The sequence below is a fragment of the Peribacillus butanolivorans genome, from assembly GCF_001273755.1.
Lineage (GTDB): Bacteria > Bacillota > Bacilli > Bacillales > DSM-1321 > Peribacillus > Peribacillus butanolivorans.
Genome location: NZ_LGYA01000001.1, coordinates 4,216,362 through 4,236,995, shown reverse-complemented (window position 1 = coordinate 4,236,995; position 20,634 = coordinate 4,216,362). Strand labels below are relative to the sequence as shown.

Sequence of the window (20,634 nt, the reverse complement as noted above, 5' to 3'; positions counted from 1 at the left end):
ACTTCACAAGTAACCCCTTCAAGGAATTACGATATCAAATGTCGAAAATACTAGACAGCCTTTTAATATTTTCACTATACCAGATAATTTGTGAAGTATTTCACTTAAACTATATGGTGCGTTACCTTCGAGGATATTTCTCCGTTTCCTTAATCGACTAAAGGAACAGAAAAGCAATATGTTTTCATTAAATGGGTTATAATTGTTCATAAGGGAAATGTTGTAAAATATTTATTATAAACGTTGAAGGGATGGAAAATATGCTTGCTGTGAAAAACTATTCTCAACAATATATAGATGAATGCCGAGAAAAAATTAATTTACTGCTTTCAACATATAAAGACTTGGTTACAACATCGAAAGAACAAGGTGGGTCTGATAATGCGAAACTTAATTCTGCAATTGAAATGTTTGAACCCAACTTCTTTAATAACATGCTTTTAGCCTTAAACGATTATTTTTTACATAGAATGAGGGGGTTAGAAAAGAAGGATGGCAATCCATTGAATGAAGTTAGAATTTTGTGTGATTCAATAATGAATAACAACAGTAAAATGGGATCCGATAAAACAATCAAGTATGAACCAGCTAAGTCAGTTTTAAAGTATAAAGTTGGAGATGAAATTAAATTGTATGCGAAAGATTTTGAACTAATATCCGAAGGTTTTTTTAATGAAATTGAAAAAAAGTTTTTATGAGTTTAAATTATCCCTCAGACAGTGTATTTGAATCATTTCGGTATCAAGAGTATAAACGTTTATTCAATTTACGGTTGCGATGCTTGAATTAGGGCATCGCCTTTTGCTTTTTTGACTTACGAAGCAGATTGTGAAGAATTGTACTTAAACTAATGGGTGCTTTACTTCAATAAGGCAGGTTGCTGAGGCAGCCGTTTTCTTATGGCACTAATGGGGCAGTTTAGTTGAACAAGAAAGCATGGTAAAATTCATAAAAAGTATCGAGGTGATTGTATGAAATATACTTGTCCTTGCTGTGGATATAAAACATTAGATGAAGAACCAACCGATACATATGCAATTTGCAAAATATGCTTTTGGGAAGATGACGGTGTTCAATTTCGAGACCCTGATTACGAAGGCGGGGCTAATGAAGTTTCATTAAGCCAAGCACAAAAAAACTTCGCTAAGTTTGGGGCATGCGAAGAAGGCTGTATTGAGTTTGTAAGAAAGCCAAATGAGAAAGATATAAAAGACCCTAATTGGAAACCGTTTATTTAGAGAAAGTTTTTAAGCTAACGGGTCTTTACTTCAATAAGGGAGGTTGCTGCGGCAGCTTTTTCTTATGGCACTAACGGGTGCGTTAGTTCATTAAGGATCACTAGAAAAAAATCCATTTTGATCATTTTTTTCAAAATGAATTCTTTTTATTTACGCTAATATGGGGGTTCAGGAGGACCTTTTGATCAATCCCTACAGAAGGTAAGCACATGGGACGGCCAGGACAAGACGAAAAGAAAATAAGGCAAGCTGTTAAGCTATTTAATAACCGGGAAACAAACAGAATGAGCGTTAATGATATTGTGAAAATGACAGGGATCCCCAGGGCTACTATTTACAGAATGGTTAAGGAGGGGTCCAGTCCCGAAAATGCGGATTTACAACGCTAAGCTATTTATAGGGTTAAAAATGAATGATTTAACAACGATAAGACTTTTGAGACAAGTCATATGAGACACTGGTACCCCTTATTGGGGTAGCGCCGACATTTCGCGGATTATTATACGCTAAGACATTTTCTAGAAGAGAAAATGCTAATTTTCCTACACTAAGCACTTTTTTCTAGCACTGGACTGCTCCTTCTACCTAACACGTTGACAATAACAACACTCGAAATAGCAACAATTCCTCCAATTATGGACAGAGTACTTGGCAGTTCTTGAAGCCATATCCAGGCAACGATAATAGCAAATACTGGTTCAATATACATCATGCTGGTAACAGAACTCGCTTTACCTAATGAGAGAGCAATTGCCCAAGTAACATAAGCGACGGCTCCTGGAAAAATACCGATATATAATGCTGATAAATTTGCTACCATTGTAGCCTCTTGAATACCTTGAAAGAGCCCTGGAAAGAATATGAAAAATGGTAAGGTACCAGCCCAAGTAAAATAAGCCGTCAACTCAATTGGTGTATAACGATTCAAAAGCGGTTTTTGAAAAACAAAAAAAACTGATGTTGCAACAGAGGCGATTAATACTAAAAAGGCCCCTTTTGAGATGTTAAAGGTTGAACCTGCAGTTCCCAATGTAATAAGAAAGATGCCAAGGAACCCAATGACTAAACCAACCCATCCAAAGAAACTTAGACGCTCCTTTAATACTAGAACAGCTATTACCGCGGTAAAAACTGGTGCTGATGCAATTAGCATAGCGGCAGTACCCGCTGAAACTGTTTCTTCTCCATATGTTACGCCTAACTGATAGACACTTATACCAATCCATCCAAGAATTAATATTCTAATAATATCCTCTTTTTTCGGTAACCGGAATTGGGTGCTAGGCCACAGAGCGTAAAGGATAAAAACTCCAGAAGCTATAAGAAAACGAATGAGTACTAAATGTCCTGCAGAATAACCTCCAAGTAAACTTGCACGAATAGCGGCAAATGAAGATCCCCATAAAATGATTGCGATGGCTGCTATCAAAAAACCCTTCTTATTCATATCTTCTACCTCCAATCAAATTTTTTAATTAATCAACATTGTCATATAGTTGTAGCCAAGAAAACGCAGCATATTAAGAAATATAAAAGGTAATACTGTACCAAATGTTCCATCACTCTGGAACTTTCGGCCTGCAAGCTTATTTATTACCCTCTAGATGGCCACTTCTTTGATTAAAGCGTACTCATAACAATTCCTGCAATGAAAACAGAAGCGATTGTCACTGTTGTAAATCCTCCTACTAACATTGGGGATAAAACTTCATTGAAAATATATTCCTCTTCCTCTTTTGTTCTTCCAACACTGCGGCTTACTTCTTCGCAAATTAAATAATCACAAATAAAAAACTAGCTTTAATGAACTAACGGGTGCGTTAGTTCATTAAGGAACACAAAAATAATCAATCTTTTTTATAAAAGAATGATCCAATTAAATATTATAAGGGCATGTTTTGATTAATCTTTTTTCAAAACATGCCCTTTCTATTTATTCATTTATCAAGGTTTCTTATATTAGTTTGATCAAACTTTGTTTCAAAGCTACTGCAAAGGACCGATTTTTGCTTCTACATGCTTTACAATTTCTGCTGAATGAACCAGTTCCGCAGCTGTACGCATGTCTTTGTATAAAATTCTGTCCTGCTCAAGGCGAGGCACATATTTTCTAAACAAATCGCAGGCTGCAGCCGTTCCTGTTCCAGGCTGTAACGGCTGATGGAATTCAATCCCCTGGCAGCTGCACATCCATTCGATCCCAATCACTTTTTCAGTATTGGCGATTACTTTCAGTGCCTTTAAAGCTGCAGATGTCCCCATGCTTACATGATCTTCCTGTCCCCCGGTTGTCGGAATGGAATCCACAGACGACGGATGTGAATAAACCTTATTATTAGAAACCAATGACGCCGCGACATATTGCGGAATCATATAGCCCGAGTTAAGCCCACTTTGCTCGATTAAATACGGTGGCAGCTCGCTATACTGAGGCGAGACGAGTCTAAAAATCCTTCGTTCAGAAATATTGGCCAATTCAGATAGAGAGATTGCCAGAAAGTCCATGGCTAAGGCTATCGCTTCTCCATGACAATTGGAAGAGGATATCGCTCTTGCACCCTCTTGATCATCAAACACCAACGGATTATCTGAGGCTGAATTCATTTCTCTCTCCACAATCGTCCGAACGTAATCAACAGCGTCTTTACAAGCTCCATGCACTTGTGGAATGGACCTAATACTAAGAGCATCTTGTGTGCGGTAATCTTTATATTTTTCCGTGATCTCACTGTTTTCTATCAGCTTATGAATATTATCAGTTGTCTTTTTTTGTCCAGGATGACGTTTTACTTGACTAATTTTGGGATCAAAGGCATAGTATGTTCCTTTCAGCGCCTCAAAACTGATTATCGAAACAATGTCTGCCGCCTTAAGAACATTAATGGCATCATAAACAGCTAGAGCGCCAATTGCAGTCATATCTACCGTGCCATTAATCAAAGAAAGCCCTTCCTTTTCATGCAGTTCGATTGGCTTGATTCCGGCCTTCTTCAAAGCCGTCTCGCCATCTGTTAGTACGCCCTGATTATAGGCCTCACCCATCCCCAAAAGGACCAAACTGATATGTGCCTGATGATTTAAGTAACCTAGGGAACCTTCTCGAGGGACGAATGGTATGACATCTTTATTCACCATCTCTGCTAATCTCTCTACCGTTTCAAGTCTTACTCCAGAATAACCAAGGGATAAATTTTTGATCATCATCACCATAATTGCCCTTACTATTTCCTTCTCCAACGGATCGCCCATACCGCAAGCGTGACTCATAATTATATTTTTTTGCAATTCTCTCGAATCAGAGGCTGAAATTTTTATTTTTGAATTCTCACCTACTCCGGTCGTAATTCCGTATATGACTCGCTCCTCCTCGACAAAACGCTCGACTATATCCCTTCCTTGGCTAATCCTTTTCTTTACACTCATAGACAGCTCCAAAGGGGCATGATGCCTTGCTACTGAAATCAAATCCCCGATACTAAAATCATCTTCAGTTATCATTACTTTTTCTAGTGTTTTCATAATAAACTCATCTCCTATATTGTGCAGCTTGACAAAACATTAACTTTTATAATGTTTAAGCCTTTGGATTAGTAAAATTTCGCAACGAGACCTCTCTTTCGAGAATTGGAGAGGTATTCCTTTTTTCATGTCAATTAATCTTCTTATGGTTCAAGGGGGTTAAGTTTGAATTACTTGCTTCATTAAAAGGATTACTTGCCTCACTTAAAGAGAGTGACTTTGTCTCCGGTGCCCAGGCAATCGAAATGATAGTTCCAATTAACAGAATAGCCGTCATTCCAATCATCGAGGCATCCAACCCTATAGTGTTCATACTAAGGGGCAGGAGGAATGTCCCGATAGCAGAACCAATTCGGCTGAACGCTGTCACAAAACCAATCCCAGATGCGCGAATTTCGGTTGGGAAAAGTTCGGCCGGATATGTTAGCGTAAGATTTGAATTTGCTGATAATATAAAAGTAAAAGCCAGAAAAATCGGAATTACTAAAAGTTTAGGTTCGTGAAAAATGCTAAGCATAAGCAAGCAGACGGTCAGGATTGCAAACGTACTAATCGTGAAACCTCTGCGAGAAAATTTCTCCATAAGCCAAAGACCAGCAATCGAACCCAAGATTAGGAATATGTTTAACCACAAGTCTACAGTGAAGTTTTCTGCTAAACCCATACTATTTAAGATAGACGGTAGGAATGTGTAGATGGCAAAGTACGGAATGACAATACAGACATAAAATAGACTTCCAAAAGCTGTTCGCTTCCGGAATTTTTTGTTAAAAAGAGCACGAAAGCCATTTTTATTTTGAGTCTCCATAACAGTTTCGTCGATTTCCGCATTCGGCCCGATATACTTCTTTACGATATGGCGTGCTTCATCAATACGTCCCATGCTGATGAGCCATTGTGGGGATTCAGGCGTTCCGATTCGCAGTATCAGCACAATGAATGCAGGGATTGCAGCACTAGCAAGCATCCAACGCCATGATTCCGGACCAGCTTGTCCTAAATAATATCCGACAATGGTTGCAGAGACGTAACCTACCGTCCAGAGCACATTTAGAGAAGCCAGTAAGAACCCCCTATACTTTCTAGGCGAGAACTCGGCAAGTAAAGTCGATCCGACTGCATAATCGCCTCCGAGAGCAAACCCTATCAGTAACCGCAAAATTAACAACTCTACGGGACCATCCACAAATAGTTGCAGCAACGAAGCTATAGTGACCAATAAGAAGTTAAGCAGGTATATTTTCTGTCTGCCTATGCGGTCAGATAACCCTCCAAGTACTAGACTACCGAAAAAGAGCCCGACCAAAGCAGAACTTCCAATTAGTCCTACCCACATCGAATTGAGTTCCATTTGTGGGCTAAGGAGTGTAAGAGCCACTCCAATAATCCCAAGAGCATACCCATCAGAGAAATTAGAGCCAAAAGTAAGCGCTGTAATTTTCATATGGAACTTGTTAAGTGGAGCGTCATCCATCTTAAATTTTTGTTCGGTCATAAGCGTCTTTCCCCTTTTCAATATTTGATTTTTGGGACACTTCCTACTTCTCTAGTTTAGAGAAGGAAAGCGATTGAAAACAGACGTCTATTTTTTGAATTTTTCTAATTTTTTTCGAATTTAAAGTGTAATGTAAAACGCTTACATTTGAAAACTATAATTATTTTAGATTTCTATACTTTTTTACGATTTCTAAATGAACGAGGGGTTGTACCGGTTTTTTCCTTGAAAATTTTGCTAAAGTAATTTGCATTTATAAATCCTGTTTTATCTGCTACATCTTGAATCGAGAGTTTTGTATCTATCAATAGACGCTGCGCTTCGTTTATCCGTGTCTTTGTTAATAGCTGTCGGAACGAGCTTCCTTGTTTTTTTGTTAAGAGCGAGCTAAAATACGCTGCGCTTCTGTTTACTTGGTTCGCAACGTCCTCAAGCCTTAGCTTAGGGTTAGTAAAATTCTCCTCAATGTACCGGATGGCCTGCTCTATCACATCTGTACGAGCGTTTTCTTGATTGTTATTTGCCCGATCAAGAACTTCATATAAAAACAGCAATAACTCCTGGACGATCCGATATAGAATCGGATTGTATAGGATGGATTCAAATACTTGATGATAACGTCTCTCAAGCATCCCTTCATCAAGGTAAAATGACTTCATGAAGCGTCGGACTTGGGCTAATAAGCTTGTTAACCGGGTTCGCAATAAACCTGGCTCGGGATAGGGATCTGCCTTATTCAAAAATTCTTTATACATCCACTGCTTAATTTTGTCCCTGTCACCTTCGTTCAGCATGTCAATCCATTCGCGCTGTTCAGACGGGGTTAAAAACGGATCGATCATAACCCAGTTCACCTTATCCTCAATGACCGAAAGCTGCCGATACCCTTTGAAAAAACGAATTTCTAGCGCTTGCTTCGCATGAAGATATTTTTCATTTAACGAAAGCAACGGGTCATTAGTATCATATAAAACTAGTGACATGGGCTCCGAAAACTGCTCTTCCCATTCGGTTAGAATCCGATTGCCTATGTGCTTTAATTGTTTAAGTGGCTGTGGCTGCTGGTTATCGAATGAAAAAACAGAAACGATCATGTCGCTTAGCGGCAAGACAACCGGTCGGTTCTTAAATGGATATTCTTGTAAAAAAGATAGCAGTATAGGTTGTTTCTTCGAATTTTCCAACTGCATCAGCATTAATCGGAAATTGGCGCCTAACGTTTCTTGATGCACGAATAGAGAACTGTAAGATACGGAAGGAACCTCAATTTGAGCCGATGGCTCTTGTTTCTCCTCAGTTTTTGAAACGGCCTTGCAGCACTGGGTTAATACTCGTTTGATATGGTCAGGCGACTGAGGTTTTACCCATAGATCATAGGCATGAAGCTCGATGCCTTGAAGCGCACGTTCAAATGTGGCTTCAGCCGTCATGACAATGACCTTTTGTATGTACCGTTTGGTCAGCTCCTTAAAGCTGTCCCACGCATCCTTTGGAATCATATCGAGTTCAATGCAAACAACATCTGGTACTTCGGCCTCTATTAGATGAAATACCTCAGATACTGAGCCTGCTAATAGAATGTGATCAAATGGAATCGAAAACGAAGAAACTAGCCAGCCAATCCCTGTTCGTTCATTTTGATCGCGATCAGCAATTAACAATTTAACCATACAGGTACTCCCTTAATAATAGATTTTTTCTTATTAATTATCGCCAAACCAAGCTTATTTTCATCACTACAGTGTCTATCAGATTAAGGGTTCTGGTGCAAAAAAACTGATTATGATGAAATTCTAAACAACTTATGTATGAATTTTACATCCATTAACGCACACGCTACTTAATGAAACGATACCAGCTAATAGGATGTCAATATCTTTCTCTAAAATTTTCAGATCATGTCCCACGGGCAGGCTAGTTGAATAACAAAATTACTTCTAATAGATAAGTTTATGAGATAAAACAAAAATAGCACTCCAATGAAGCTGCTAATTGAAGTGTTATTTCACTTGAAATTTAATGTGTTCTCTCCGAAAAGAGAACACATTAAAGTAACCCTTTCATTGTAAAGTCTAGTATAATTATTTCGACATAATTAAAATTATTAGTATTTCAAATGAATATAGTTACTTAATGCAACAAGAGAGAGTCTTAATATATATATAAAGTGGTGAATTTTATTTTGACTGAGAAGTATATTAAAATAATCAGATTACTTGTTTATGGCTTAATTCTAAGTGGGATAATCGGTTTTATTTCTTCTGTTTTTTTAATTTTAGTTAATGGCTTGACAGATTTTTTATGGACTGACATATCCAATAAATTAAAAGTACCCTCCATTTATACATTATTTTTATGTATTTTTGGTGGTGTTTTAGTAGGTGTTAGCAGGTATAAGTGGGGGAATCTACCTAAAACAGCTTCTGATTCTATTGTTGAATTAAAAACAACTCAAAGAATTGACTATTCATATGTATGTCTCAATTTTTTAATTGCTTTTTTAATTTTAATCTTTGGTGCAAGTGTAGGTCCTGCAGCAGCCATATTAAGTTCTGTTATTGCGTTATCGGTATGGCAGGGAGATAAAATGCGTTACTTTTATTTTTCCTACAACGAATGGAAAAAGGAATCTTGGTTAATTAGACTAAAAAAATTAGCTTTACCTCATAACTACCTTATTCCCTATGATCCTGATCGGGCTCCTCAAGAGAAAAAACTGCTTTTATTTAAGAAATTATTATATATGTTATTTATCGTTAACGGTATGGTGACCTTTATGTATTTAATTAAAATATCAGAACAACCCCCTTTTGTGACAAAGTTAGGGGAAACTAGTTGGGGATTGGATGAATTGTTTCTTTTTATTCCTTTTGTATTGTTTGGTATTTTTTTTAGTAAACTTTATGAACTAATGGAAAGAGCAATGAATAAATTCTTTTCTAAATTGAACAATAAAATTATTTTAAGTGCTGTTATCGGTGGTATTGGTATTGGTATGATGTCTTTAATCGCTCCTAATCTACTTTTTTCCGGCCAGCTTTCTATGCGAGATTTACCTAGTTTAGTACCGACACTTTCGATTGCTACTTTAATTTTGGGTTCTGTTTTAAAACTGATTTTTATGGAGTTTTGTTTAAAGTCAGGTTGGATTGGTGGGAGTATTTTACCAGTTATATTTGCTTCCATTTTACAAGGCTACGCTATCGCGACTTTTTTTCCACAACTAGATATGCTCTTTATTGTAGCTGTTGTAGGTAGTAGTGCTTCGATTGCTATTTTAAAGACACCTTTATTAGTAGGGCTGTCTCTAATGCTATTTTTCCCAAAAGAGTTAGCCCCGGTTATATTAATCATTGTGGTTTTATTTATTTGGTTAAGTAAAATAAGTAAAAAATTTCCGCAAAAAATAACTGCTTAATTTTAGTTGGAGACGCTGGGAAGTTAGATGTTTGTGAAGAACAGTACTTAGCTAACAGGTGCTTTACTTCAATAAAGGGAGTTGCTTTGACAGCTCTTTTTTTTTATGGAACTAAAGGGGAAGGTTAGTTTATTACAATTTATAATACGAGTAGACTTTGATTTAGATTGAGGAGATAAAATAATGCGTTCTTTTTTGAGAAAAGAATTTTGGGATGACAGAAATAAACCTATTCTGTTTATACAATGGGTATTGATAATATTTGCAATAATATTATATTTCCAAACTTATGACAGTATAGATTATATTCACTCTGGAATTTTAAGATTAATTGCAGGCATAATCATCCTTCTAACAGGAATTGAAAACTACATTGTTAAAAAAAGAGATTATATATTTTGGTTCATACTAACTATAATGTTTTGTGGAATGGGGATAGACATATTAATGAACTAATGGATGCTTTACTTCAATAAGGGAGTTGCTTCGGCAGCTCTTTTTCTTATGGAGCTAAAGGAGCAGGATAGTGCGATAAGACACAATTTATGAAAAATAGATTATACCCCATTACCTCGGACTTCTATGAACATAAACTAATTTAATGAAAGGAGATAGATACGTATGGGTATAAGACCTGGTACTGATAAATTCAATATATTTGATTATATTGTCATAGGAGCTGGAACGGCAGGTGGGGTAGTCGCTAAGAAATTAACGGATGACCGAAAAACTTCCGTACTTGTGTTTGAGCCTGGAACAAATATGACTGCTCAGTTAAGCACCCCGAATATTTTAGATGCCATTATTTTGGCCAGTGATAATAAGTTTGCCTCTAACCTTCTATCCAGAATAGAGTCATCCATTCTACGGCAGCTTATTACGGTTAATGGGCGGGCCATTGGTGGAAGCTCAGAAGTTAACGATATGTATTCTGTCCGCGGGAGTAGAGAGCTGTATGACGAATGGGCTGATCTTGTTGATAACGACCAATGGAGCTACAACCAAATTCGTCCTTTGTTTATCGAAAATGAAACCTTTACTGGACAAACACAAAGCCCGAACGAAAGGGGAAGTAAGGGGCCAATATTTGTTAGACAACAGCATATTCCTCCGAATGGGCTCATACAAACGTTGACAAATGCAACAGCCAAAGTATTGGACATTGACATTGTTGAGGACTATAACACAGACGCACGTGACTGTACTTTTTACAAATCCCAATTTAACCAGAAGGAGGTTGGTAATACCACTACCCGTTCTTCGACCGCAACAGGATATTTAAATGAGAGTATTGTTAGTCAGGGAAACGAGTTTCATCCAGATGAGTTTGGAGTTGGAAAGAGAAAGTTGGTCATTTTCGCTAAAACAACGGTGAACAAAATCTTATTTAAGAAAAAGAAAGGGCAGATGATTGCGATCGGAGTTGAATATATCAAGGACGGTGTTTCTTATAAAACGTTTGCCCGAAAAGGTATTATCGTTTCGGCAGGATTTTCCTCCTCAGTAATCCTTCAACGATCAGGGATTGGCAAATCCAGTGATTTGATTAACGCAGGGATTACACCATTGATTGAAAATCCAAATGTTGGTTACAATCTGCAAACTCAAGCGTATGCCGGCCTGGGAGTCAGGGTGGATACATCTCAGATAATTCCTATAGCTGTAGCCGATCCTAATCAGCCTATTGCCTTAGGTGCTTTTAAAGCAGAGCATAAGGATAGTTTGGAGGGCCGACGCCTTCAACTGATAGGAGCCCCAGCACCCCTATTTATTCCTGCTTCGGATATAGCTAGTAATGCGTGGAATCAAGATTTAACCAAGCCTACCAATATCATGAGTTTTGGCATTATAGACCTTAACCCAAGAAGTAAGGGGACAATTATGGCCTCCCATAGCGATCCAGGAGCTCTTCCGTCGTTTTCCTTCAATCCGTTACAGCCAGATACGAATGATCTAGATTTCATGGTGGATCAATATATCAACACTTACAATATTATTAAAGAGGCTAGAAAAAATAACAGCGGCATTCATGAAGTGGTATACCCTCCGGAGCAAATCTTCACTTTAACGGATGAGGCAGAAAAAAGAAAGCAGCTTGGAGATTATGTCAAAGCATCTTATTCGAATTTCTTCCATTATGGCGGGCAATGTAAGATGGCGAAGAAAATTAAAAAAGGAGTTGTCGATGAATTCCTAAATGTCTTTGGTACCAAAAATCTTAAAGTCGCTGATCTTTCTGTCGCTCCTATTTTACCAGACGGTAACACTTCAATACCTGCTCAGATGATCGGTTTAAATGCTGTAAGATTCATTCAAAATAATCCTCACCCTATCGTAGTTGATGATGATGAATTTGAGGATTTCGAAGAAAGTGAATCAGACGAGTAAAACCAGGGAATAAATTTTGGATTATAGACTCTAAGAGAGGGTTTACATTTTATTTAAGTAGAAAATAACACCTTCTTCTTCAACTAACTGGTGCGTTAGCGCCATAAAAAGGCCGCCTTTTTGGCGGCCTATCTCAGAATACATCTCTTTCACCAAGTCATAAATGAAAGTAAAGTCAATGGCCCCCTCAATTTTACGAACCAAATGGTTCGCTGGCACCAGTTGATCCAAAGTAATCATTTCAAGTTGATCCCGCTGAATAGAATTATGTTTCGAAAGCATCGTCATCCCCTCAAGTTTTAATACTCCTATATTAAAACAAAAAAACTGTAGTCAAAAGTTATTTCTAATTGTTAAAACAAAGTTGATTGGAACGGAAGGTGCGAGACTCCTGCGGGAAAAGCGTGTCCAAGGGAGACCCCACAGGCGCAAAGGCGCCGAGGAGGCTCCCTGACCGCCCGCGGAAAGCGAGTGCCCTACGTTCCAATCAACGTTCGAATTTTTACAACCCCTCAAAAAAACTGTAGACAAACTCGATTTTCATCGAGTTTGTCTACAGTCTGAAACCCCGTTCTTGTAAGACGGGGTTTTTTAAGTTGGATAATATAAGATCATACTTAATCGAGTTAATGTTTCCCCTGAATTAAGATAGTCATGGGGTTTGTCAGCCTTGAATCTGATAGAATCACCATTTCTTACTGTGTATTCATTGTTATTTACACGTACAGTTAGTTCCCCTTCAAAAACAGTTAAGAACTCTTCAGTTCCCTCTCTGTGCGAATCAGCACTTAGGAATCCACCTTTTTCTATCTCGATTGAATAAACTTCAAAACGTTTATCATCTTCGAAGGGAAAGTAGGGATAGACTCGATATTTTCCATTGTCTTCAGATAATGTTTGAATATCACTTCTTAGAACAACTTTTGTATCTGGCTGCGGATTATTTATTAGAGAAGTAAAAGAGATCTTTAAGCCATTTGCAATTTTCCAGATCGTTGTAATAGTGGGACTCGATCCTCCTCTTTCAATTTGACCAATCATTGTTTTACTTACTCCGGTCAGCTCTGCGACTCTTTCAAGGCTTAATTTTTTACTTTCTCTAAAGGCTTTTAAGTTTTTTGCAAGGATAAGATTTATTTCCTCCATAAATACACTCCTTTATATACAATATAACGTCTGTATTGTACAATAAAAAGTAAATCGTTATATTGTTCATTTTAGACATTATAACATACATCACAGAAGGAGGGCCCAATATGCCTTTATTGTCGTTTTTGCTATTTGTTTTTGTTACTAGTTTTACACCAGGTCCTAATAATATTATGGCAATGTTATTCGCTAACAAATACGGGTTTAAAAAGACACTTGGATTTTGTTTAGGAGTAGGTGCAGGTTTCTTTGTAATCATGATATTGTCCAGTTATTTTAATCTTTTGCTTAAAAATTTCATTCCGAAAATTGAATTTATTATGACGTTCCTAGCTGCAATCTATATGTTGTATCTGGCTATCAAAATAATAAGTAGTAAAAATAATACTAAAGACGATGATGGGGATAAAAATAACCGTTTTCTTTCAGCTATGCTTTTACAATTCGTAAATCCGAAAGGTATTTTATATGGCATAACAGCAGTATCAACCTTTATCATTCCATATCATACTTCAAATTTCAGCTTACTATTTTTTTCATTTTTTCTAGCTTTTGTTGGTTTTCTTAGTACTATGAGCTGGAGTGTGTTTGGTTCGCTGTTTCAAAGGTTCCTAAAAAAGTATAGAAGTCAGTTTAATCTAATTATGGCTTTGTTATTAGTGTATAGTGCAATTTCGATTCTTGTAGAATAAAACAGGTCATATAATAGGTTATACTTACTAAGGTGAAATGAGTTTGTAATGACTAAAATGATTTTTGATAATTGTTCTTATAATATGAAGTGAATTGACAAACAGGAAAGTAAACCAAGTGCCCATTATCATTTTTGGATATTTAGGCAGCTCTTCAAAAAACCAAAAGAATCGTAGTTTGCTAAATCAAAATAATAAAAGTCCCTATCTATGTTGATAGGGACTTTTTGTGGACTTTGAATAAAGTTTGATAAAAATCCTGTTGGATATGAACCAGGACTTTTACTTCTTCAACTAAAGGGGCAGAAGAGTGCGGGCCTATTGTTTTTTGAATAATCAGGTTTGTTTTTCAGTAATAAAAGATTTTACGGTTGGTGGTTCATATGTATTAAATTGATCCAGTAGGCCATTTGGTTCTACATCTACCAGCGCCATAGAACGGTATTTTTCATGCAGGAACTGTTCATCTGACATATGATTAAATAAAGCAACAAGAGGATCATAATAATGATTAATATTTAACAGTCCACAAGGTTTATGATGAAGTCCTAACTGAGCCCAGGTAAAAATCTCAAAGAACTCTTCTAATGTTCCTGGCCCACCTGGCAAAGCTATAAAACCATCGGCAAGTTCTGCCATTTTTGCTTTTCTTTCATGCATGGAGTCCACTACAATTAGTTCGGTTAGGTTCTTATGGGAGATTTCTCTTTTTTCTAGAAAACTAGGCATTACTCCAATTACTTTTCCACCCGCTTCCAAAACGGAATCTGCAACTGCCCCCATAATTCCTACACATGCTCCCCCATATACCAGTGTAATATGACGTTTAGCCAGTTCTTTACCCAGTTTTTTTGCAGCTTCTAAATAGACATTAGATGCTCCTTTACTTGATCCACAAAATACAGCTAGAGTCTTCAATTAATATCACATCCTATTAAGTAGTCTTCCTTACTTATCATACAGAAATATGGGAATTTTGTTAAACTTAAATTATTAAAATGGAAGGTGGATTAATATGAACGTAACTGAATTTCAACAATGGGTAAGAGATTATTATGAAGCAAGGGGCTGGTCTGAATTAGACATTTTTATTCGAATTGGCTTTTTAGCAGAAGAAACTGGCGAGGTCGCACGGGCTATTCGCTCACTTGAGATTGGCAGGGATAGACCAGATGAAGTAAGTGGTTCGTTTGAGGAGAATAAACAGGAGTTAACCGAAGAATTAGGAGATGTGTTAGGTAATTTAATTGTGATTGCGAACAAGTACAACATCCCTTTAGAAGAAGTGTTTAATGCCCATAAAAAGAAACTATCTGAACGCTATTCTAATGCGAATAGCGTATAGAATCATAATTAAGTAACCTGATAAAGTTAAGCAGTTGAACCAGTAAGAGGAATCATATAGTACCTTGAAGAATTTATATAGGAATATAAATAAAGTAGAGGTGATTAAATGCAAATTTTATTGATTCGTCACGGTGAATCAGAAGATGACTTTTTAGAGAAGGATTACACAGGTTCTACTGATTTACCATTAACAAGTAAAGGTCTCATTCAAGTTAAGAAAATGTCTAATCGTGTGTTAAACGAGTTTCCACCAGATTTTATTTGGAGTAGTACTTTGAAAAGAGCTAGTAAAGCAGCTGAGATTCTATCCAATACTATCGGTTGCCCAGTGGAATACTTAGATGACCTTATAGAAAAGCAAGAAACTGAGAGTAAACTAGAATTTAAGGTTCGTGGTGAACAAATTTTTTCTTTTATTAAAGAAAACAGTAAAGAGTTCAATAGAATTGCTATCATTTCACACGGTGGAATGATAACTAAAATTATTGAAAGTTTTCTGCAATTACCAACAGTTAATAATAATGTATGGTTTAATTCTGATAATACAGGAATTCATCTCCTTGAATATATTAGGAACGTGCAACTTATCCGATTTACTAATAGTACATCTCACTTAAATTAATATAGCTAGAAGGGCAGATTGGTGGAGGTAGGGGTTAATGCTAGAAATAGGTCAAATGTGAAATGAAAAAAAGGAGGGGCAAAAATGACTATCTATATCGCCTTTCTGCGAGGGATTAACGTAGGTGGACACAATAAGATAAAGATGCAAGAATTAAGGAACTTATTAACAAATATGGGGTTAGATAAAGTTAATACTTATATTCAAAGTGGAAATATTGTATTTCAGTCTGAGGAAAATGCAGAACAATTACAACATCAAATTGAGCAAGAGATTAGAAATTATTTTGGTTTTTCAGTAACCGTTATCTTGAGAACGGTTACTGAGTTGGAACAGATTATTAACAATTGTCCATACCCAGTTAACTTGTTATTGGAAGGTGAGAGTGTGCACCTTTCTCTCTTGGCAAAAGAGCCTTCAATGGAAGGTATAAATCATTTACTCGACTTTAAAAGTGAAATGGAAGAATGTTATATAAAGGGTAAAGAAGTTTATCTATATTTACGTCAAGGTGTTCGAAATTCCAAGCTTTCTTCACAGCTTCAAAAGTTAGGTGTTCCAGCCACAGCACGTAATTGGAAAACGATCAAAAAGCTTGAAACCATGGTAAAAGCGATGCAATGAGTAGTTTGAAGAAATTCAGATAAAATAAGTTATTCAACAAACCAGTGCTTTACTAACAGGGGGGCTACTGCAACCTTTTTCTAATTGAGCTAGAGGGGAAGTTAAGTTCAATAAGGATGATTTTGGTGAAGTGTAGTTAGCTAATAATTAAAAGGGGGGGGACGACAATACTTGGCATTACGAGTTTTGGACTTTTTTTATTAATAGCATTCCTGATGAATATAACTCCTGGAACCGATACTATGTATATAGTAAGTAAAAGTGTATCGCAAGGAAGAAAAGCAGGGATATACTCTGTACTGGGTATCTCTACTGGTTCATTAGTTCATACTTTCTTAGCAGCTGTTGGTTTATCGGTTATTTTAACAACATCGGTTGTATTATTTACTGCTATTAAAATAATAGGGGCAGCTTACTTAGTATATCTTGGAGTGAAGATGTTATTTCAATCCTCATCAAATATGAAGCTTTCTGCTACAAAAGATTTATCTATAAAAAAGATATATATGCAAGGTTTTATCACAAACGTTGCTAATCCGAAAGTTGCCTTGTTTTTTATTTCTTTTCTGCCTCAATTTATTGCAACAGATAATTCCTATGGTCCTTTTCCTTTTATCATTTTAGGTCTTTCATTTGTTATGACGGGAACTTTTTGGTGTTTAATAGTCGTTAATTTTTCTTCATATGTAACTAAAAAGTTAAGGAATAATTCTAAAATTGAATATTTATTAAATAAATTAACGGGTATCATTTTTATTGGATTAGGAATAAAGCTATTTCAAACAAAAGCACCTTAAATTAAAGCTATTCAACTAGGGTGATTTTTTTCAGTATTAGGAGCTGATCAGCAGCTCCTTTTCTTATGGATTAAAGGGAAGTATAGGTTGAAGAAGGATCATTTTAGTACCAACTATTAATACCAGATGATAGAATTAAATGAATAGTTAGTAATAAAATATTATTATTGTTATGGGGGCCTTAATGATGTTAGATATTCAAAAAATTAAGGAAGTAATTAGACATCGTTATCCATTTCTTTTAGTGGATAGGATTTTGGAACTAGAAGAAGGAAAAAGAGCAGTTGGTATAAAAAATGTTACAGCAAATGAGGATTTTTTTAACGGGCACTTCCCCAATTATCCAGTTATGCCAGGTGTATTAATTGTAGAGGCATTAGCTCAAGTAAGTGCAGTTGTGATGTTAACTAAAGAAGGAAACCAAGGACGATTAGGGCTTTTAGCAGGTATAGATAAATGTCGTTTTAAACAGCAAGTAAAACCAGGAGACCAACTCCTTCTTGAAGTTGAAATCAGGCGATTAAAAGGTCCTATTGGGAAAGGCAAAGGTATAGCTACAGTTGATGGGGAATTAGTTTGCGAAACAGAAATAATATTTGCATTTGGTGATTAAAAGTTATTATTTTTTTGGTAAAAGTTTCCTTCTGGGGACTTTTTTTGTTTAAGAAAGGTACAAATTTCATGTCAACTCTTTTTTTTAAAACATATTTCATATGCGATGACACATGTACTGAACAGGGCTCTTTCGAAGTTCACTTTAATAAACAAGAAAACTGCCTTTAGTATTCATTTTTCACATCTATCTCCATGTTTAACTACGAAATTGATGATGGCATTCTCTTCGTATTTTCTACGATTTAAACGCATTTTTGAGCGGGATTTATTACAAAGCTACAAAAATTCCAAAATTTTTTTGTCCACACAATATGGACAACTATAATTTTATCTATTATTATGATTCTTATAACTATTAGTACAAAAGGATTTAGGTTACTTCTTCGTGTATTTTTGGAGAGGACACATGTATTTTCTTGAAAATGAGTAAAATTCAATATTCTTAAATGCAATGTTTGAGAATAGAGGTAAATCATAAAAAAATCCTGCATTTATTCCAACCATCAATAAGGGGGTATATGAAATGTCTAGTGAAATATTAAATCAATTTTTGAATGAAAATTTGGAAGATTTAAAAGAAAAAGGACTTTACAACGTTATTGATCCGGTAGAAGGTCCAAATGGTCCGGTAATTACCATTGCAGGCAGAGAGTTAATTAATTTATCATCCAATAACTATTTAGGTTTAGCAACAGATCAGAGATTAATAGAGGCATGCATTGAAGCAACGAAAAAATATGGTGTCGGATCCGGTGCGGTTCGTACGATCAACGGAACATTAGATATTCATGTCAAATTAGAAGAAAAGCTTGCCGAATTTAAACATACAGAAGCAGCCATTGCTTACCAATCTGGATTTAATTGTAATATGGCAGCGATTTCAGGAGTGATGGATAAACATGATGCCATTCTTTCAGATGAACTGAATCATGCTTCTATCATTGATGGATGTCGATTATCTAAAGCAAAGATCATTCCCTTTAAACATTCCGACATGGACGATTTACGGACAAAAGCACGTCAAGCAAAGGAGTCCGGATTGTATAACAAAGTCATGATCATTACCGATGGAGTTTTCTCGATGGATGGGGATATTGCCAAGCTTCCTGAAATTGTGGAGATTGCCGAAGAGTTTGATTTAATTACGTATGTTGATGATGCGCATGGTTCGGGTGTATTAGGCAATGGTGCAGGAACAGTAAAACATTTTGGGTTATCGGATAAGGTGGATTTCCAGATTGGAACATTATCCAAAGCCATTGGTGTTGTAGGAGGCTATGTAGCAGGAAAGAAAGATTTAATCGATTGGTTAAAAGTGAGAAGCCGTCCGTTTTTATTTTCAACGGCTGTCACACCAGGAGCAGTTGCAGCTTGTTTAGAAGCCATTGATATTTTGATGAATAGCTCAGATCTTCAAAATAAGCTGTGGGAAAACAGCAATTACTTGAAAAAGGGCCTAAAAGAATTAGGGTTTGATATTGGAGAGAGCGAAACACCGATTACGCCTTGCATAATAGGAGATGAAGCAAAAACACAGCAATTCAGTAAGAGGCTGAATGAAGAAGGTGTGTATGCTAAATCCATCGTATTTCCTACTGTTGCAAAGGGAACAGGAAGAGTGCGGAATATGCCGACAGCTGCTCATACAAAAGAGATGCTGGATCGTGCATTAGCCATTTATGAAAAAGTAGGAAAAGAGATGTCGATTATTTAAGGAATTGCTTGCTGCAGAGTGAAAAAGGGGAGGGATTTTTGATGAAAAAGATCTTAGTAACAGGGGCTTTAGGTCAAATTGGTTCAGAACTAACGCTGAAAATGAGAGAGATTTATGGATTTGACAATGTCATTGCAACAGATATTCGAAAAACAGAAAGCGATATTGTTCAATCAGGTCCATTTGAGATTTTAGATGTTACAGATGAAAAAGCGATGTTTAATATGGCAAAAAAACATGAAGTGGATACGATTATTCATTTAGCTGCATTATTGTCAGCAACAGCTGAAAAGAAGCCTCTTTTAGCCTGGCATTTAAACATGGGCGGATTGGTTAATGCTTTGGAAGCGGCACGAGAACTCGATTGCCAATTATTTACACCTAGTTCTATTGGCGCGTTTGGTCCAACCACGCCTAAAGATTTGACTCCACAAGACATCATTCAACGACCGAATACGATGTACGGAGTGAATAAAGTATCCGGAGAGTTATTATGTGATTATTATCATCATAAATTTGGGGTTGATACGAGAGGTCTTCGATTCCCGGGACTGATTTCGTATGTTACACCTCCTGGCGGTGGAACAACCGACTATGCAGTTGAAATTTTTTATGAAGCGATTAAAAACAAAAGATATACTTCTTACATTGCTGAGGGAACGTATATGGATATGATGTATATGCCTGACGCTTTAGCTGCCATCATTAAATTAATGGAGGCAGATGCCTCAAAATTAAAACATCGGAATTCTTTCAATGTGTCTGCTATGAGCTTTGATCCGGAGCAAATTGCAGCCGAGATTAAAAGGCATATTCCGGAATTTGTCATGAATTATGAGGTCGATCCTGCAAGACAATCTATTGCCGACAGTTGGCCTAATACAATAGATTCAACTTGTGCAAAGGAAGAATGGGGATTTAAGGCGGAATATGATTTGGAGAAAATGACGAGGGATATGCTGATAAAGCTGAGAGTAAAGTCACTTTTAGTTACCGCATAAATAAGCTACTAGCCG

At 36.5% G+C, this 20,634-nt stretch carries 20 protein-coding genes and 1 pseudogene; 14 read left to right on the top strand and 7 right to left on the bottom strand.

The genetic code is table 11. The features are described from left to right. Positions 1-260: 260 nt before the first annotated feature. The 3 genes from AKG34_RS19550 (at position 261) to AKG34_RS19540 (ending at position 1,627) form a co-directional block, all read left to right on the top strand. Positions 261-698: a hypothetical protein gene (locus AKG34_RS19550; protein WP_053347640.1), complete on the top strand. Its 438-nt coding sequence runs from the start codon at positions 261-263 to the stop codon at positions 696-698. Positions 699-971: 273 nt separating this feature from the next. Next, entirely contained in the window at positions 972-1,238 is a 267-nt protein-coding gene (locus AKG34_RS19545) for a CPCC family cysteine-rich protein (protein WP_053347639.1), read from the top strand. 209 nt (positions 1,239-1,447) lie between these two features. Then, positions 1,448-1,627 carry a helix-turn-helix domain-containing protein gene (locus tag AKG34_RS19540; RefSeq protein ID WP_053347638.1) on the top strand — a complete coding sequence of 60 codons (180 nt, stop codon included), beginning with the start codon at positions 1,448-1,450 and terminating at the stop codon, positions 1,625-1,627. A gap of 158 nt (positions 1,628-1,785) precedes the next feature. On the opposite strand, the gene AKG34_RS19535 is transcribed toward AKG34_RS19540, so the two are convergent. The 4 genes from AKG34_RS19535 to AKG34_RS19520 all read right to left on the bottom strand — a co-directional run bounded on the left by AKG34_RS19535 (position 1,786) and on the right by AKG34_RS19520 (position 7,922). After that, the gene (locus tag AKG34_RS19535; protein WP_053347637.1) at positions 1,786-2,685 is read right to left on the bottom strand and encodes a DMT family transporter; all 900 of its coding nucleotides are present in this window, start codon (positions 2,683-2,685) and stop codon (positions 1,786-1,788) included. A gap of 539 nt (positions 2,686-3,224) precedes the next feature. Continuing rightward, the gene (gene hutH / locus AKG34_RS19530) at positions 3,225-4,757 is read right to left on the bottom strand and encodes a histidine ammonia-lyase (RefSeq protein ID WP_053347636.1); all 1,533 of its coding nucleotides are present in this window, start codon (positions 4,755-4,757) and stop codon (positions 3,225-3,227) included. A 130-nt stretch (positions 4,758-4,887) separates the two neighbouring features. Next, positions 4,888-6,252 (bottom strand): MFS transporter, encoded by a 1,365-nt coding sequence (locus tag AKG34_RS19525; protein ID WP_053347635.1) that lies wholly within the window; start codon positions 6,250-6,252, stop codon positions 4,888-4,890. A gap of 173 nt (positions 6,253-6,425) precedes the next feature. Beyond that, entirely contained in the window at positions 6,426-7,922 is a 1,497-nt protein-coding gene (locus AKG34_RS19520) for a helix-turn-helix domain-containing protein (RefSeq protein ID WP_053347634.1), read from the bottom strand. 512 nt (positions 7,923-8,434) lie between these two features. Here AKG34_RS19520 and AKG34_RS19515 point away from each other — a divergent pair. The 3 genes from AKG34_RS19515 to AKG34_RS19505 all read left to right on the top strand — a co-directional run bounded on the left by AKG34_RS19515 (position 8,435) and on the right by AKG34_RS19505 (position 12,058). Further along, the gene (locus AKG34_RS19515; protein WP_053347633.1) at positions 8,435-9,670 is read left to right on the top strand and encodes a chloride channel protein; all 1,236 of its coding nucleotides are present in this window, start codon (positions 8,435-8,437) and stop codon (positions 9,668-9,670) included. A gap of 183 nt (positions 9,671-9,853) precedes the next feature. Further along, positions 9,854-10,126, top strand: a complete 273-nt coding sequence (locus AKG34_RS19510; protein ID WP_053347632.1) for a hypothetical protein — start codon at positions 9,854-9,856, stop codon at positions 10,124-10,126. Between the two features lie 165 nt (positions 10,127-10,291). Beyond that, a complete protein-coding gene (locus tag AKG34_RS19505) occupies positions 10,292-12,058 on the top strand; it encodes a GMC family oxidoreductase (protein ID WP_053347631.1) in 1,767 nt (588 codons plus the stop codon). A gap of 135 nt (positions 12,059-12,193) precedes the next feature. Here the strand turns inward: AKG34_RS19505 and AKG34_RS19500 are convergent. Together AKG34_RS19500 and AKG34_RS19495 are read right to left on the bottom strand one after the other, a co-directional pair. Further along, positions 12,194-12,340, bottom strand: a pseudogene (locus tag AKG34_RS19500) (IS5/IS1182 family transposase); the annotation flags it as partial. Between the two features lie 309 nt (positions 12,341-12,649). Next, entirely contained in the window at positions 12,650-13,204 is a 555-nt protein-coding gene (locus AKG34_RS19495; RefSeq protein ID WP_053347629.1) for a helix-turn-helix domain-containing protein, read from the bottom strand. Between the two features lie 110 nt (positions 13,205-13,314). Here AKG34_RS19495 and AKG34_RS19490 point away from each other — a divergent pair, with 110 nt between their 5' ends. After that, complete coding sequence (locus AKG34_RS19490; protein ID WP_053347628.1) at positions 13,315-13,899, top strand: LysE family transporter; 585 nt, start codon at positions 13,315-13,317, stop codon at positions 13,897-13,899. Positions 13,900-14,235: 336 nt separating this feature from the next. Here AKG34_RS19490 and AKG34_RS19485 read toward each other — a convergent pair whose 3' ends face one another. Next, the gene (locus tag AKG34_RS19485; protein WP_053347627.1) at positions 14,236-14,817 is read right to left on the bottom strand and encodes an LOG family protein; all 582 of its coding nucleotides are present in this window, start codon (positions 14,815-14,817) and stop codon (positions 14,236-14,238) included. Between the two features lie 97 nt (positions 14,818-14,914). Between AKG34_RS19485 and AKG34_RS19480 the strand changes: the two genes are divergently transcribed. From AKG34_RS19480 to AKG34_RS19450, 7 genes are all read left to right on the top strand, one after another. Next, complete coding sequence (locus AKG34_RS19480) at positions 14,915-15,244, top strand: MazG nucleotide pyrophosphohydrolase domain-containing protein (protein WP_053347626.1); 330 nt, start codon at positions 14,915-14,917, stop codon at positions 15,242-15,244. Positions 15,245-15,352: 108 nt separating this feature from the next. Beyond that, the gene (locus AKG34_RS19475; RefSeq protein WP_053347625.1) at positions 15,353-15,868 is read left to right on the top strand and encodes a histidine phosphatase family protein; all 516 of its coding nucleotides are present in this window, start codon (positions 15,353-15,355) and stop codon (positions 15,866-15,868) included. An 84-nt stretch (positions 15,869-15,952) separates the two neighbouring features. Continuing rightward, complete coding sequence (locus tag AKG34_RS19470; protein ID WP_053347624.1) at positions 15,953-16,492, top strand: DUF1697 domain-containing protein; 540 nt, start codon at positions 15,953-15,955, stop codon at positions 16,490-16,492. Between the two features lie 167 nt (positions 16,493-16,659). Then, positions 16,660-17,289 (top strand): LysE family translocator, encoded by a 630-nt coding sequence (locus AKG34_RS19465; RefSeq protein ID WP_053347623.1) that lies wholly within the window; start codon positions 16,660-16,662, stop codon positions 17,287-17,289. Positions 17,290-17,476: 187 nt separating this feature from the next. Next, positions 17,477-17,902, top strand: a complete 426-nt coding sequence (gene fabZ, locus AKG34_RS19460; protein ID WP_053347622.1) for a 3-hydroxyacyl-ACP dehydratase FabZ — start codon at positions 17,477-17,479, stop codon at positions 17,900-17,902. A 525-nt stretch (positions 17,903-18,427) separates the two neighbouring features. Beyond that, positions 18,428-19,618, top strand: a complete 1,191-nt coding sequence (locus AKG34_RS19455; protein ID WP_053347621.1) for a glycine C-acetyltransferase — start codon at positions 18,428-18,430, stop codon at positions 19,616-19,618. 41 nt (positions 19,619-19,659) lie between these two features. After that, positions 19,660-20,619: an L-threonine 3-dehydrogenase gene (locus tag AKG34_RS19450; RefSeq protein WP_053347620.1), complete on the top strand. Its 960-nt coding sequence runs from the start codon at positions 19,660-19,662 to the stop codon at positions 20,617-20,619. Positions 20,620-20,634: the final 15 nt, after the last annotated feature.